This is a genomic window from Streptomyces caniscabiei, from assembly GCF_014930365.1.
Lineage (GTDB): Bacteria > Actinomycetota > Actinomycetes > Streptomycetales > Streptomycetaceae > Streptomyces > Streptomyces caniscabiei.
Genome location: NZ_JABXWI010000009.1, coordinates 346,902 through 361,036 on the forward strand (window position 1 = coordinate 346,902; position 14,135 = coordinate 361,036).

The following is a 14,135-nucleotide window of genomic DNA, read 5'->3' on the forward strand; positions in this document are numbered from 1 at the left end:
CTGCGGGGAACGGGAACCCGTCACTAGGATCGACACGTTGATCCGACACCAACGCAACGCAGGGGCTCCCCGCCCCTGAAACCAAACGGAGGACTTCGTGGGAGTCAGCCTCAGCAAGGGCGGCAACGTATCGCTGACCAAGGAGGCGCCGGGCCTGACCGCGGTCATCATCGGACTGGGGTGGGACATCCGCACCACGACCGGTACCGACTTCGACCTGGACGCCAGTGCCCTGCTGCTGGACGCGTCGGGCAAGGTCAGCAGCGACGCCAACTTCATCTTCTTCAACAACCTGAAGAGCCCCGACGGCTCGGTCGAGCACACCGGCGACAACCTCACCGGTGAGGGCGAGGGCGACGACGAGCAGATCAAGGTCAACCTCGCGACCGTCCCGGCCGAGATCGAGAAGATCGTCTTCCCGGTCTCGATCTACGACGCCGAGAACCGTCAGCAGTCCTTCGGCCAGGTCCGCAACGCCTTCATCCGCGTGGTGAACCAGGCGGGCGAGGCGGAGATCGCCCGCTACGACCTCTCCGAGGACGCCTCCACCGAGACCGCCATGGTCTTCGGCGAGCTCTACCGGCACGGCGCCGAGTGGAAGTTCCGCGCCATCGGCCAGGGCTACGCCTCGGGCCTGCGCGGTATCGCCCAGGACTTCGGTGTGAACGTCTGAGTCGCGGGGGAGTACCCCCCTGGACTTGCCGACTCACCACACGTCCGGCGCCGCTGTCGTCACCGACGGCGGCGCCGGACGCGCTCGTACGACGGGGGCGGGCCGTCCACGCGCGTACGCACACAACTGAACAGTTGAGCAACTGAAGCTCGAAAATCGGGGAGGACCAGCACCATGGGCGTCACACTCGCCAAGGGAGGCAATGTCTCCCTCTCCAAGGCCGCGCCGAACCTCACGCACGTGTTGGTCGGGCTCGGCTGGGACGTCAGAACCACCACCGGAGCCCCTTTCGACCTCGACGCCAGCGCCTTGCTGTGCCAGGGCGGCCGGGTGCTGGGGGACGAATGGTTCGTCTTCTACAACAACCTCAAGAGCCCGGACGGCTCGGTCGAGCACACCGGCGACAACCTCACCGGTGAGGGCGACGGCGACGACGAGTCGTTGATCATCGACCTGTCGCGGGTACCGGTCAATGTCGACAAGATCGTCTTCCCGGTCTCCATCCATGACGCCGAGAACCGCGGCCAGGCCTTCGGGCAGGTCAGCAACGCCTTCATCCGTGTGGTCAACCAGGCCGACGGCCAGGAACTCGCCCGCTACGACCTCTCCGAGGACGCCTCCACCGAGACCGCCATGATCTTCGGCGAGGTCTACCGCTACGGCGGGGAGTGGAAGTTCCGCGCGGTGGGACAGGGGTACGCGTCCGGTCTGCGGGGCATCGCCCTCGACTTCGGGGTGAACGTCTCGTAGCGCTATATGCGCAAAAGCCGGGGCCGTGTGGGGTGCGAGTGGTGCCCGACTAGACTTCGGGTTCAAAGTTTCGTAAAGCCGCGCGCGGCGCGGGGGAACCCCGTACACACACGATTGGGTAGCCAGTGGTTCTGAAAACCTTCGGCTGGTCGTTCGCGGTCACCGCGCTCGGCTTGGTAGCAGCTGTTCTCTACGACGGATGGACGGCGCTCGGGCTCGTCGCGATCCTGTGCGTCCTGGAGATCTCGCTGTCGTTCGACAACGCGGTGGTCAACGCCGGCATCGTGAAGAAGATGAATGCCTTCTGGCAGAGGATCTTCCTCACCATCGGCATCCTGATCGCCGTCTTCGGTATGCGGCTGATCTTCCCCGTCGTGATCGTCGCCATCAGCGCCAAGCTCGGGCCGATCGAGGCCGTCGACCTGGCGCTGACCGACAAGGACCAGTACCAGCAGTACGTGACCGACGCGCACCCGTCGATCGCGGCCTTCGGCGGTATGTTCCTGCTGATGATCTTCCTGGACTTCATCTTCGAGGACCGGGACATCAAGTGGCTGGGCTGGCTGGAGCGCCCGCTGTCCAAGCTCGGCAAGATCGACATGCTGTCGGCCTGCATCGCGATGATCGTCCTGCTGATCACCTCGATGACCTTCGCGACCCAGGCCCACCAGCACGGCGGCACCCATGCCGACAAGGCGCAGACGGTCCTGATCTCCGGACTCGCGGGCCTCATCACCTACCTGATCGTCGGTGGTCTCTCCGGCTACTTCGAGAACAAGCTGGAGGAGGACGAGGAGCGCGAGCACGAGGAGGAGGAAGAGGCGGCGCGCACGGGCAAGCCGCGTTCGGCCGTCGCCCTCGCCGGCAAGGCCGCGTTCTTCATGTTCCTCTACCTGGAGGTCCTGGACGCGTCCTTCTCCTTCGACGGTGTCATCGGCGCCTTCGCCATCACCAACGACATCGTCCTGATGGCGCTCGGCCTCGGTGTCGGCGCGATGTACGTCCGGTCGCTGACCGTGTACCTGGTCCGTCAGGGCACCCTCGACGACTACGTCTACCTGGAGCACGGCGCCCACTACGCGATCGGTGCCCTCGCCGGCATCCTGCTCGTCACCATCCAGTACGAGATCAACGAGTTCATCACCGGTTCCGTCGGTGTCATCCTGATCGCCTGGTCCTTCTGGTCCTCCGTGCGCCGCAACAAGGCGCTGGCGGCCGAAGAGGGAAAAGCTGACGCCGACGACAAGGCGGAGGTCTCCTCAGGGGTGTGACCACCCGTGAGGTGAGGGCAGGCTCTGAGCGGGGCGGCCGACGAGGATGCGTCCTCGTCGGCCGCCCCGTCGGTGGTTGACGCGACGACACGGCAGGTGTGGGGCGGGCATGAGTTTTCTGGACAACCTGTGGCGCGGGCGGGCCTCGGAGTACGACGCGGGCAACGCGGCGACCAACGCGATCGAGCTGACCAAGCGGCACCAGAAGGTGTCCCTCTCCAAGCAGAACGCGGCGGCCGGGCATCTGCGCGTCAACCTGTCCTGGCGGATGCGGACCTCCGACATCGGCGCGCCCAAGCGGCAGAGCGTGCTGCGCCACCCCTTCAAGGCCCTCAGGCCGGAGGAGGTGCAGGCGCACAGCCAGAGCATGGTGAACGTCGACCTCGACCTCGGCTGCCTCTACGAGCTGGCCGACGGCACCAAGGGCGTCGTCCAGCCGCTGGGCGGCTTCCTCGGCGACATCAACGAAGCGCCGTACATGCGGCTGAGCGGGGACGACCGGTTCGGCTCCGGGTCCGGCGAGACGATGTACATCAACCTGGACCACCGCGACCAGTTCAAGCGGATGCTGGTCTTCGTCTACATCTACGACCAGACGCCGGCCTTCGACCGTACGCACGCGATCGTGACGCTCTACCCGAGCAACGGGCCCCGGATCGAGATAGGCCTCGACGAGCGGCACCCGCAGGCCCGGTCGTGCGCGGTGGTGCTGATCGAGAACGTCAAGGGCGAGATCACCGTCCGCCGCGAGGTGAAGTTCGTCTACGGCTTCCAGGCGGAGCTCGACCGGCTGTACGGGTGGGGCCTGCAGTGGGGCCGGGGGTACAAGACCAAGACCGAGCAGCGCTGACGCGGCTCCCGGCGCCCCCGGGCCCCGTACGGGGCGCCGCTCAGCGGCCGATGAACTGCGGGCCCTGCGGGGGCAGGCGGAAGTTCGGGTCCAGCGCCGCCGCCGTGGGCTGGGGGTAGCCGTAGGCCGGGCCGTTGGTGGTGGCGGGGGTCGGCTGCGGCTGCGGATAGCCGTACCCCGACTGCTGGGTCGCGGCCGCCGGCGGGTAGCCGTACGCGGGCTGGGGCGGGACGCCCGTCGGGGGCTGCTCGGGGGGCAGGGGGGCCGAGACCTCCGGGGCCGGGGTCTGGGTCGTGGCGGTCTCGTCGGCCGCCGCGGCCGCCTCCGACTCGTCGACCGAGATGCCGAAGTCCACGGCGAGGCCCTGGAGGCCGTTGGTGTAGCCCTCGCCCAGGGCCCGGAACTTCCAGCCGCCGCCCCGGCGGTACAGCTCGCCGCAGATGAGCGCGGTCTCGTCGCCGGTCTCGGGCTTGATGTCGAAGTACGCCAGCGGTTCGGCGTCGGACACGGTGGCGTCGTACAGCAGGATGCGCAGGGAGCGTACGCGGTCGAAGGAGACGCCCTCGGCGGAGGCCACGAGCAGAATCTGGCTGATGGCCGACTCGACACCGGCCAGGTCGGTCTGGATGGTGTCCGTGAGGCCTTCGGCCACCCGCTTCTGGCCGAGTCGCCACACCTTGCCGGAGGGGTGGCGTGGCTGGTTGTAGAAGACGAAGTCCTCGTCGGACCGTACGCGGCCGTCGGGACCGAGGAGCAGCGCCGAGGCGTCGACCACCGGGACGCCCTGTCCGGGCGCCCAGCGCAGCACGGCGCGGACCGCCGTGGCTTCGATCGGGACGTTCGACCCCTTCAGCATCGCGTGCGTCATGCGGTCATCCTGCCCTCTCGGTCCTGATCACGACAACGCGGGGGCGGCGAACCGCCGGTGAAACCGTCGAGCGCCGGACACGGCCGGGTTACCAGAACTTCACGCTCGGCGGGAACTGATGTCACACATTTGTACGTACTATTACCGGCCACGATCGTGACCGGAAGCCGAGCAGCCACGGGGGAACCACATGCGTCATTTCGGGCACATCGCCCCTGAGCAGCGGCAACGTCTCTTCTACCGCGAGCCCATGGCCTTCGACGCCGACTCCCCGGCCCGGGTCCTCGCCGCCGCGCTCGGCGCCACGCTCTACAGCCCGGCGACCCGCGAGCGGCTCGCCGACGACATCGTCAAGCAGGCCGGGCGCGGGGTGGTCTCCATGGTGCTGTGCCTGGAGGACTCCATCGACGACGCGGAGGTCGTGGACGCCGAGGAGAACCTCGTCCGGCAGTTCGCCGACCTCACCGGACGGACGGACGTCGAGCTTCCGCTGCTCTTCATCCGGGTCCGCTTCCCCGAGCAGATACCCGACCTGGTCCACCGCTTCGGCCCGGCCGTGCGGCTGCTGTCCGGTTTCGTGTTCCCCAAGTTCACCGAGGAACGGGGCGTGGCCTTCCTGGAGGCGCTCACCGCCGCCGAGGCCGCGAGCGGACGGCGGCTCTTCGGGATGCCGGTCCTCGAGTCGCCCGAGCTGATGTACAGGGAGACGCGCGTAGAGGCGCTCCAGGGCATCGCCCACACCGTCGACAAGTACCGCGACCGGGTCCTCGCGCTGCGCCTCGGCGTCACCGACTTCTGCTCCTCCTACGCGCTGCGCCGGCCACCGGACATGACCGCCTACGACGTCCAGATCGTCGCCTCCGTGATCGCGGACGTGGTGAACGTGCTGGGGCGCGCCGACGGCACCGGGTTCACGGTGACCGGGCCGGTGTGGGAGTACTTCCGGGTCCAGGAGCGCATGTTCAAGCCACAGCTGCGCTCCAGCCCCTTCCTGGCGAACCGGGCCGTGGAGCTGCGCGAGTCGCTGATCGAGCACGCGCTGGACGGTCTGCTGCGCGAGATCTCCCTCGACCAGGCCAACGGGCTGCTCGGCAAGACCTGCATCCATCCCTCGCACGTCCTGCCGGTGCACGCGCTGTCCGTGGTCAGCCACGAGGAGTTCGGCGACGCCCAGGACATCGTGCGGCCCGACCGGAACGGGGGCGGGGTCCTGCGCTCGGCCTCCCGCAACAAGATGAACGAGGTCAAGCCGCACCGCGCCTGGGCGGAAAGGGTTCTGCAGCGCGCCGAGGTGTTCGGTGTCGCCAACGAGGACATCGGGTTCGTGGACCTGCTGGCCGCGGGTCTGCCCGACTGACCGGCCATCCATTGCCGTCGGCCTGCCCGACCGACCATCCACTCGCCGTACCGACAAAGGAATCGATGATCAACACAGCGAACGACACGACCGGGCCGTCCGGCGAGGTCTGGTCCGGGGCCTGGGTCCGTGAGCGGCTCGGGGTCGAACTGGTCGGGGACGAGGAGCTGACGGGGCTGCTGGGGCTCGCGCTGCGGCGCAACCCCAAGCGGGCGCATCTGCTGGTGTCGAACGTCCTCGGCAAGCACGTCCCGCAGTCCCCGGCCGTCGTGTACGGGCACGGGTTCGCGCTGGGCGGCCGGGTGCGGGAGCTGCTGGGGGAGGACGGCGCGCGGGCCGCGGTCGTCCTCGGGTACGCCGAGACGGCCACCGGGCTCGGTCACTCGGTCGCGGACGGGGTGGGCGAGGCGCCCTACCTCCACTCCACCCGGCGCCCCGTCGAGGGCGTCGCCCAGGCCGGGGGCTTCGAGGAGTCCCACTCCCACGCGACCTCGCACCTGCTGCTGCCGGAGGACCCGGCCCTGCTCGCGGGGCCGGGCCCGCTGGTGCTCGTCGACGACGAGTTCTCCACCGGGAACACGGTCCTCAACACCATTCGCGCGCTGCACGAGCGGTATCCGCGGGAGCGGTACGTCGTGGTCGCGCTGGTCGACATGCGCTCGACCGCCGACCAGGGGCGGCTGGCCGCGTTCGCCCGGGAGATCGGGGCGCGGGTGGACCTGGTGACCGCCGCGAAGGGGACCGTGCGGCTGCCGGAGGGGGTCCTGGAGAAGGGCCAGGCGCTCGTGGCGGAACACGAGGGGGGTGCGGGGGCTGCGCCGGGGCGTGCGGCCGGCTGCACGCATCCCGGCGTCACGCGGGTCGAGCTGGGATGGCCCGCCGGGGTGCCCGACGGGGGGCGGCACGGCTTCACCCCCGCGCACCGGGCGCGGCTGGAGAGCGCGCTGCCCGCCATGGCCGCCCGCCTCGCCGAGGCGCTGCCGCCGGGGGCCCGCCGGGTGCTCGTGCTCGGCTTCGAGGAGCTGATGTACGCCCCGCTGGCGCTCGCGCGGGAGCTGGAGCGGTCGGTCGCCCCGGACGGGCCGGAGATACGGTTCTCCACCACGACACGGTCGCCCGTCCTCGCCGTCGACGACCCCGGCTACGCGATACGCAGCCGCATCGTCTTCCCCGCCCACGACGACCCGGCGGACGGCCCGGGGGAGCGCTACGCCTACAACGTGGCCGGCAGCGCCTTCGACGCGGTGATCACGGTCGTCGACTCGGCCGCGGACACCCCCGCGCTCCACGCCCCGGACGGCCTGCTGACCACCCTCGCCGCCCACACGCCGAACGTCCTCCTCGCCGTGGTCCCGGCCTACGTCCCGGCGCCACCGCCCCCGCACCGCCCCGAAAGGTCGTCCATGCTCCCCGAGCCCCTGCGCGGACCCGGTTTCTCCTCCTACGCGGCCGACGAGGTGGGGTGGTTGCTGCAGGATCTGTCGGACGTGACGCTGGAGGCGCCCACCGAGGAGCGGGAGGAGGCCATTCAGAGCGGGGGCGCGCACTACGCGGAGTCGCTGCCGGTCGAGTACCAGCCGAGCGAGCAGTACCAGGCCCTCTTCCACAGCGCCCTCGACGCCTCCGCCGAGCGGATCGCCGCCGCCGTGGGCGTGGTGACCGAGAGCGTGCTGGCCGAGCGGTCGGCGCGGCCCGTCCTCGTGTCGCTGGCCCGGGCCGGGACACCCGTGGGCGTGCTGATGCGGCGGTGGGCACGGCACCGGCACGGGATCGACGTGCCGCACTACGCCGTGTCGATCGTGCGGGGCCGCGGCATCGACGCCAACGCGCTGCGCTGGCTCGCCGCCCATCACGACCCCGCCGACGTCGTGTTCGTCGACGGCTGGACCGGCAAGGGCGCGATCACCCGTGAACTGGCCGCCGCGATCGAGGAGTTCGAGGCGTCCGACGGGATCGCCGGCTTCGACCCCGAGATCGCCGTACTCGCCGACCCGGGTTCCTGCGTGCGGACGTACGGCACGCGCGAGGACTTCCTGATCCCCTCCGCCTGCCTCAACTCCACCGTCTCCGGCCTGATCTCACGGACCGTGCTGCGCGCGGACCTCGTCGGGCCCGACGACTACCACGGCGCCAAGTTCTACCGGGAGCTGGCCGGCGTCGATGTGTCGGTGGCCTTCCTGGACGCCGTCTCCGAGCGGTTCGACGACGTCGTGGACACGGTCGACTCCCGCACCAAGGAGCTGCTCACCGCCGACCGCACCCCCACCTGGGTGGGCTGGGCGGCCGTCGAGCGGATCAGCGAGGAGTACGGGATCCACGACGTGAACCTCGTCAAGCCCGGTGTCGGCGAGACCACTCGGGTGCTGCTGCGCCGGGTACCGTGGAAGATCCTCGCGCGGGCCGGGGCGGGCGCGGACCTCGACCACGTACGTCTGCTCGCCGAACAGAGAGGGGTACCGGTGGAAGAGGTGGCCGAACTGCCGTACACATGCGTGGGGTTGATCCACCCGAAGTACACGCGGGGCGCCACCGGCGCCGACGGCAAGGCGGTGGCCCTCTGATGCCGGGCCCCCGCGTTCTCGTCGCGAGCGATCTCGACCGTACGCTCATCTACTCGTCCGCCGCGCTCGCGCTGACCATGCCGGACGCGCGGGCGCCCCGGCTGCTCACCGTCGAGGTGCACGAGAGCAGACCCCTGTCGTACATGACGGAGACCGCGGCGCAGCTGCTCGCCGAGCTGGGCGACACGGCGGTGTTCGTGCCCACGACGACGCGGACGCGCAAGCAGTACCAGCGGATCAATCTGCCGGGCCCGCAGCCGGCGTACGCGATCTGCGCCAACGGCGGCCATCTGCTGGTGGACGGTGTCACGGACCTCGCCTGGCACGAGCGGGTGACGGCCCGGCTCGCCGAGGAGTGCGCGCCGCTCGCCGAGGTGCGGGAGCACCTGGAGGCCACGGCGGACCCTCTGTGGGTGCGCAAGCACCGGGTCGCGGAGGAGCTGTTCGTCTATCTCGTCGTCGAGCGTGAGCTGCTCCCCGAGGAGTGGGTGAAGGACCTCGCGGTGTGGGCCGAGAACCGCGGGTGGACGGTCTCCTTGCAGGGGCGCAAGATCTACGCCGTGCCGAAGCCGCTCACCAAGTCGGCGGCGATGCGGGAGGTCGCTCGGCGGACCGGGGTGGAGCTGACCTTGGCTGCGGGGGACTCTCTGCTCGACGCGGATCTGTTGCTCGCGGCGGATCGGGCCTGGCGGCCGGGGCACGGGGAGCTGGCGGAGGCGGGGTTCATGGGACCCGGTGTGACTGCGCTGCCCGAGCGGGGGGTGCTGGCCGGGGAGCGGATTCTTCGGGAGTTCTTGCGGGCGTCTCGGGAACGGTGACCCGCCGGGGGACTGTGCCTGGTCAGGGGGTGGGGGTGCGGTGCGTTTCGGGCCGCGGGTCGTTCGTGGCTTGTCGGGCAGTTCCCCGCGCCCCTTGACCCTGGCTCCTGCGGTCCTTTTTCAGGAAGCGGACCAGTGTGAATGCCAGAACCGCTACGGCTGCCGCCCCCAGCACGATCTTCGAGTACGTCGAGACGATCGTCGTGACCTCGGTCCAGTTGGCGCCCAGGAAGTAGCCGGCCAGGACGAAGGCCGTGTTCCAGAGCGCGCTGCCCAGGGTGGTGAGGAGGGTGAAGACGGGCAGGGGCATGCGTTCCACGCCGGCCGGGACCGAGATGAGGCTGCGGAAGACGGGGATCATCCGGCCGAAGAAGATCGCCTTGGTGCCGTGCCGGAGGAACCAGGCCTCCGTCCGCTCGATGTCCGAGACCTTGACCAGGGGGAGCCTCGCGGCGATGGCGACCGTGCGCTCGCGGCCCAGGAGGGCGCCGACGCCGTAGAGGGCGAGGGCGCCGACGACCGAGCCCGCGGTGGTCCACAGCAGGGCGGCGAGGAGGTTCATCTGGCCGGTGCTCGCGGCGAAGCCGGCGAGGGGGAGGACGACCTCGCTGGGGATCGGCGGGAAGAGGTTCTCCAGCGCGACGGCGAGGCCGGCGCCCGGCGCCCCCAGCAGATCCATCAGACCGATGATCCACAGGGGTGCGCCGCTCATCGACTCCGCTTGCATGGCTGTCATGGGTGCACGCTAGGCGAACGAAGCTGAAGGGAGCCTGAGGGTGGTGAACGTTCGGGGGGCGGGGTCCGTTGATCGAGGTGTGTCGATCAACCGCAGCAGCCGCCTCCGCAGCACCCGCCGCCACCACCGCCCGCCCTGGGCGCCGGGGCGGACGCGGCGGCCGTACCTCCGACGGCTACCGTCGACAGAAGTTTGACCGTGTCGGAGTGCCCCCCGGGGCAGTCCGCGGGGGCGGAGGACTCGGCCATGGGGCGGCTCAGTTCGAAGGTGTCGCCGCAGGTCCGGCAGCGGTATTCGTAGCGAGGCATGGGGTCAGGCTAACCGGCGTCCGGGGGGCGGCAAGGGTGCCGCGTTTTGCCTGGTCGGTCACACTGGCCAAATTTTCACGCTACTGACAGAAGCAGTTGTGAAAGTGACTGATAATTTGTGGTCGCTGTGTGGAGACCGGAAGGTCAGGGGAACAGGGGGCTCACTGCCGCGGGTGTGGCGGCCGTGACCATCCGCGCAGCGGTGCCAAGTGGGGAGGGGGGACAGTAGTGACCGCTGTCCTTGGTCGATCGGGATCCACGTGTCCCGGTCGCATAGTCGCCGTGCGCGGGCGAAAGGTTGCCGCGCACCGCCGAATCGTTGCTGGGCATCGCTCGGGCCGTCCGTACCAGGGGGTCCGCCGTGGCTAGCCGGGGGAAGGGTCAGGAGGAGGGGGTGCCGGAGGAGTCCGACCTCACCATGCAGCTGAAGCTCCCGCCGGCCCCGGCGGACGAGACCATGCAGCTGCGGGTGCTCGAGCCGGGTACGTTCGACCTCCCGCAGGAGCCGTCGGCCTCGGGCAGGCGCGGCAGACGCAAGGCGCCCAGGCCGTCCGTTCTGGCCAGGTTCACCGCCGTCGCCGGCGCGCGACTGGCCCCGTTCGCCCCCTTCGCCCGCCGTATGCGTCCGCAGTACCCCCGTCCGGGCCGCGCCGACTGGCGCCGCTGGGTACCGTCCTGGCGGCAGTCGCTGGGGGCCGCGGGGCTGGCCGTGGGCGTCAGCGGCATGTTCCTGTCCGTCGCCTACGCCGCCACGGACATACCGGAGGACCTCAACACCTTCGCCACCCAGCAGGACAACGTGTACTTCTGGTCCGACGGCACCCCCATGGCCCGTACCGGCTGGGTGCGGCGCCAGGCGATGCCCCTGAAGGACGTCCCCGAGGACGTGCGCTGGGCGGTCCTCGCGGCGGAGAACGCGAGCTTCTACTCCGACCCCGGCATCTCGGTGAGCGGCATCACCCGTGCCCTGGTGCGCACCGTCGGCGAGGGAGACACCCAGGGCGGCTCGACGATCACCCAGCAGTACGTCAAGAACGTCTATCTGACCCAGGACCGCTCGCTCGGCCGCAAGTTCGACGAGGCGCTGCTCGCCCTCAAGCTCGACAACCAGATGAGCAAGGACGAGATCCTGGAGGGCTACCTCAACACCAGCTGGTTCGGCCGCGGCACCTACGGCATCCAGCGGGCCTCCCAGGCGTACTACGGCAAGGACGTCAGCCGGCTGAACGTCAGCGAGGCCGCCGTCCTCGCCTCCCTCCTCAAGGGCGCGGGCCTCTACGACCCCACCCTGAGCAAGGCCAACCGGGAGCGGGCGGTCGACCGCTGGGAGTGGATCCTGGACCGGATGGTCGAGATCGGGAAGCTGTCCAAGGCCGAGCGCGCCACGTACACGAAGTTCCCCGAGCCGATCGAGCAGTCGACCCAGTACGACACCGGCAAGCAGAGCGACTACCTGGTGGAGCTGGCCTCCCAGTACGCGAAGAAGGCGGCGAACCTCTCCGATCAGGAGTTCGACCGGGGTGGCTACCAGATCTACACGACCTTCGACAAGGACCGGCAGACCGCGCTGACCGACGCCGTCACCGAGGCGCGCAAGGACGTGCGGAAGGACAGCCCGAAGAAGGCGAGGACCGCGCACATCGGGGCGTCCTCCGTCGGTGCCGACGGGCGGATCCTCGCCGTCTACGGCGGCCCCGACCACCGCCGACAGGGCTTCAACGAGTCGAACGCGACCACCGTCCCGGCCGGCTCGGCCTTCCTGCCCTTCGTCTACGCGGCCGGGCTGGAACACGGTGTCGTCAAGGAACGGGACGGCGAGGCGACACCTGTCACCCCGCAGACGGTCTACGACGGCAACGACGCCGTGCCCGTGACCACCCCCGAGGGGCCCTACTGGGACCGGGACGGCGACCGGGTCTTCGCCCACAACGACGACAAGAAGTCCTGGGGCCCCATCACCCTGCACGACGCGCTCGCCGGATCGGTGAACACGCCCTTCATGCAGCTCGGCATGGACACCGGGCTGGCCAAGGTGCGCGGCACCGCCGAGGCGGCCGGACTGCTCCGCTCCAGCTTCGGCGCCCAGGTGCCGGCGCTCTCCGTGGGCAGCGCCACACCCAGCGCGATCCGGATGGCCAGCGGCTACAGCACCTTCGCCGCCCTCGGCAAGCACACCGAGCCGTACTCCGTGCGGAAGATGACCCACAACGGGTCCAGGGTCGCCCTGAACACCCCGAAGCCGAAGCGCGCGATGAGCGGCAAGGTGGCCGCCGAGGTCACCTCGGCCCTCACCGACGCCTACCGCGCCGCCCACCCCACCTCGCCCGGCGCCGCCTCCTACGAGGTGGCGGCCAAGGGCGGGACCACCCAGGACGACAAGGCCGCCTGGTACGTCGGTACGGCCGACGAGGTGTCGACCGCAGTCGTCGTCTACCGCATCGACCTGACCAAGAGCCTGGAGCCGCTGCGGCTCGACGGGATCGCCGGAACGCCCAATGCCGGGGTCCCCTTCGACGTCTGGTCCAGTGCGATGAGGATCGGCTGACACCGATGAGCACCCGCGCCCGCCACCCTCGCAGAATGAGCCGTACATGAAGTCTGGCAGCAAGCCGCACAAAGGCCGCCGTCGCAAGGCGCGTCCGCCGCGCCGCACCACCCGTCCGCAGTTCCTGACGGTGGCGGCGCTGCTCGTGGTGGCCTCCCTGGTCGGCGGCTACCTGGTGCTGAACCGTTCGGCCGACACCGCGCCGACGGCCTCGTCGGCCGGCAGCGGTGACAAGGGGGCCACGAAGAAGGAACCCGTCTGGGACGGCAAGACGAAGATCATCGGTGACGGCTCCACCTCCTACACGGGCCCCCAGAAGGGGCGGTTGAAGCCCGTGCGGCTCAAGAAGGGCGAGAAGCCGCCGCAGTTCGTCGTCTTCTCCTGGGACGGCGCGCTGGCGGGCGACGACAACCTCTTCGAGCACTACCGGCAGATGGCGAAGAAGTACGACGCCCACATGACGTTCTTCCTCACCGGCATCTACCTGCTGCCCAAGGAGAAGCGCGACCTCTACGACCCTCCGCAGCACGAGCGGGGCGCCGCCGCGATCAGCTACCCCACCGACGAACACGTCCGCACCACCCTGGCGGAGCTCGGCAAGGCCTGGAAGGAGGGCAACGAGATAGGCACCCACTTCAACGGCCACTTCTGCGGGAAGAAGGGCGGCGCCGACTGGAGCGTCGCGGAGTGGAAGCAGGAGATCAAGGAGTTCAACTCCTTCCTCGCCAACTGGAAGACCAACACCGGCGACACCGACCTCGACCCGCTGCCCTTCACCGTCGACGCCGTCAAGGGCGGCCGCGCCCCCTGCCTGGAGGGCCAGGGCAACCTCCTGAAGGCCGTCAAGGACTTCGGCTACCGCTACGACGCCAGCTCCCCGGGCGCCTTCCAGGTGTGGCCCGGCAAGAAGAACGGCATCTGGGACTTCCCGCTCCAGATGCTGCCGTACGACGACGACTACCAGGCCCTGTCGATGGACTTCAACTTCCTCTACAACCAGACCGACGGGCAGACCGAGGGCGATCCGGCCATGTACCCGACCTGGCAGCAGGAGACCATCGACACCTACATGGCCGGCTTCAACCGCGTGTACTACGGCAGCCGGGCGCCCCTGCTCATAGGCAACCACTTCGAGCAGTGGAACGGCGGCATCTACATGAACGCCGTCGACGAGGTCATCAAGACCGTGTGCGTGAAGAAGGACGTGAAGTGCGTGTCCTTCGACGAACTCGCCGACTGGATGGACGTCCAGTCCCCGGAGACCCTGGCCAACCTGCGCGGACTCGACCCCGCCCAGGCCCCGGCCGACTGGGCGACCGTCGTGAAATAGCGCCACAGATACCCATGTTGCGCACTTGTTACTCCCCCCGGCCTCACTTCGCTTGAGGAGGTCATGTA

The 14,135-nt window shown here is 69.7% G+C and carries 12 protein-coding genes; 9 read left to right on the top strand and 3 right to left on the bottom strand.

Annotated elements, in window-relative coordinates:
• Positions 1–97: 97 nt before the first annotated feature.
• The 4 genes from HW837_RS25810 to HW837_RS25825 all read left to right on the top strand — a co-directional run bounded on the left by HW837_RS25810 (position 98) and on the right by HW837_RS25825 (position 3,544).
• On the top strand, positions 98–673 hold the full coding sequence (locus tag HW837_RS25810) for a calcium homeostasis/redox stress adaptation protein (protein WP_005478762.1): 576 nt from the start codon (positions 98–100) through the stop codon (positions 671–673).
• A 174-nt stretch (positions 674–847) separates the two neighbouring features.
• Positions 848–1,423, top strand: a complete 576-nt coding sequence (locus HW837_RS25815) for a TerD family protein (RefSeq protein ID WP_045557932.1) — start codon at positions 848–850, stop codon at positions 1,421–1,423.
• A 125-nt stretch (positions 1,424–1,548) separates the two neighbouring features.
• Positions 1,549–2,694: a DUF475 domain-containing protein gene (locus HW837_RS25820; protein ID WP_045557933.1), complete on the top strand. Its 1,146-nt coding sequence runs from the start codon at positions 1,549–1,551 to the stop codon at positions 2,692–2,694.
• A 109-nt stretch (positions 2,695–2,803) separates the two neighbouring features.
• Entirely contained in the window at positions 2,804–3,544 is a 741-nt protein-coding gene (locus HW837_RS25825) for a TerD family protein (RefSeq protein WP_045557934.1), read from the top strand.
• Between the two features lie 40 nt (positions 3,545–3,584).
• On the opposite strand, the gene HW837_RS25830 is transcribed toward HW837_RS25825, so the two are convergent.
• Positions 3,585–4,412, bottom strand: coding sequence for a TerD family protein (locus HW837_RS25830; RefSeq protein ID WP_045557935.1), 828 nt, complete (start codon positions 4,410–4,412; stop codon positions 3,585–3,587).
• 190 nt (positions 4,413–4,602) lie between these two features.
• On the opposite strand from HW837_RS25830, the gene HW837_RS25835 reads away from it, so the two are divergent.
• From HW837_RS25835 to HW837_RS25845, 3 genes are all read left to right on the top strand, one after another.
• Positions 4,603–5,769 carry an HpcH/HpaI aldolase/citrate lyase family protein gene (locus HW837_RS25835; protein WP_045557936.1) on the top strand — a complete coding sequence of 389 codons (1,167 nt, stop codon included), beginning with the start codon at positions 4,603–4,605 and terminating at the stop codon, positions 5,767–5,769.
• A gap of 65 nt (positions 5,770–5,834) precedes the next feature.
• Positions 5,835–8,330 (top strand): phosphoribosyltransferase, encoded by a 2,496-nt coding sequence (locus HW837_RS25840; RefSeq protein ID WP_193380026.1) that lies wholly within the window; start codon positions 5,835–5,837, stop codon positions 8,328–8,330.
• On the top strand, positions 8,330–9,148 hold the full coding sequence (locus HW837_RS25845; protein ID WP_045557938.1) for an HAD family hydrolase: 819 nt from the start codon (positions 8,330–8,332) through the stop codon (positions 9,146–9,148). The genes HW837_RS25840 and HW837_RS25845 overlap by 1 nt, the downstream gene beginning before the upstream one ends.
• A 22-nt stretch (positions 9,149–9,170) precedes the next feature.
• Here HW837_RS25845 and HW837_RS25850 read toward each other — a convergent pair whose 3' ends face one another.
• Together HW837_RS25850 and HW837_RS25855 are read right to left on the bottom strand one after the other, a co-directional pair.
• Positions 9,171–9,875, bottom strand: a complete 705-nt coding sequence (locus tag HW837_RS25850) for a DedA family protein (RefSeq protein WP_193380100.1) — start codon at positions 9,873–9,875, stop codon at positions 9,171–9,173.
• A 95-nt stretch (positions 9,876–9,970) separates the two neighbouring features.
• Positions 9,971–10,192 carry an FmdB family zinc ribbon protein gene (locus tag HW837_RS25855; RefSeq protein WP_045557940.1) on the bottom strand — a complete coding sequence of 74 codons (222 nt, stop codon included), beginning with the start codon at positions 10,190–10,192 and terminating at the stop codon, positions 9,971–9,973.
• 418 nt (positions 10,193–10,610) lie between these two features.
• Between HW837_RS25855 and HW837_RS25860 the strand changes: the two genes are divergently transcribed.
• Both HW837_RS25860 and HW837_RS25865 read left to right on the top strand, forming a co-directional pair.
• The gene (locus HW837_RS25860; protein ID WP_045558056.1) at positions 10,611–12,737 is read left to right on the top strand and encodes a transglycosylase domain-containing protein; all 2,127 of its coding nucleotides are present in this window, start codon (positions 10,611–10,613) and stop codon (positions 12,735–12,737) included.
• A 46-nt stretch (positions 12,738–12,783) separates the two neighbouring features.
• A complete protein-coding gene (locus HW837_RS25865) occupies positions 12,784–14,067 on the top strand; it encodes a polysaccharide deacetylase family protein (protein ID WP_045557941.1) in 1,284 nt (427 codons plus the stop codon).
• The last annotated feature ends 68 nt before the right edge of the window (positions 14,068–14,135 follow it).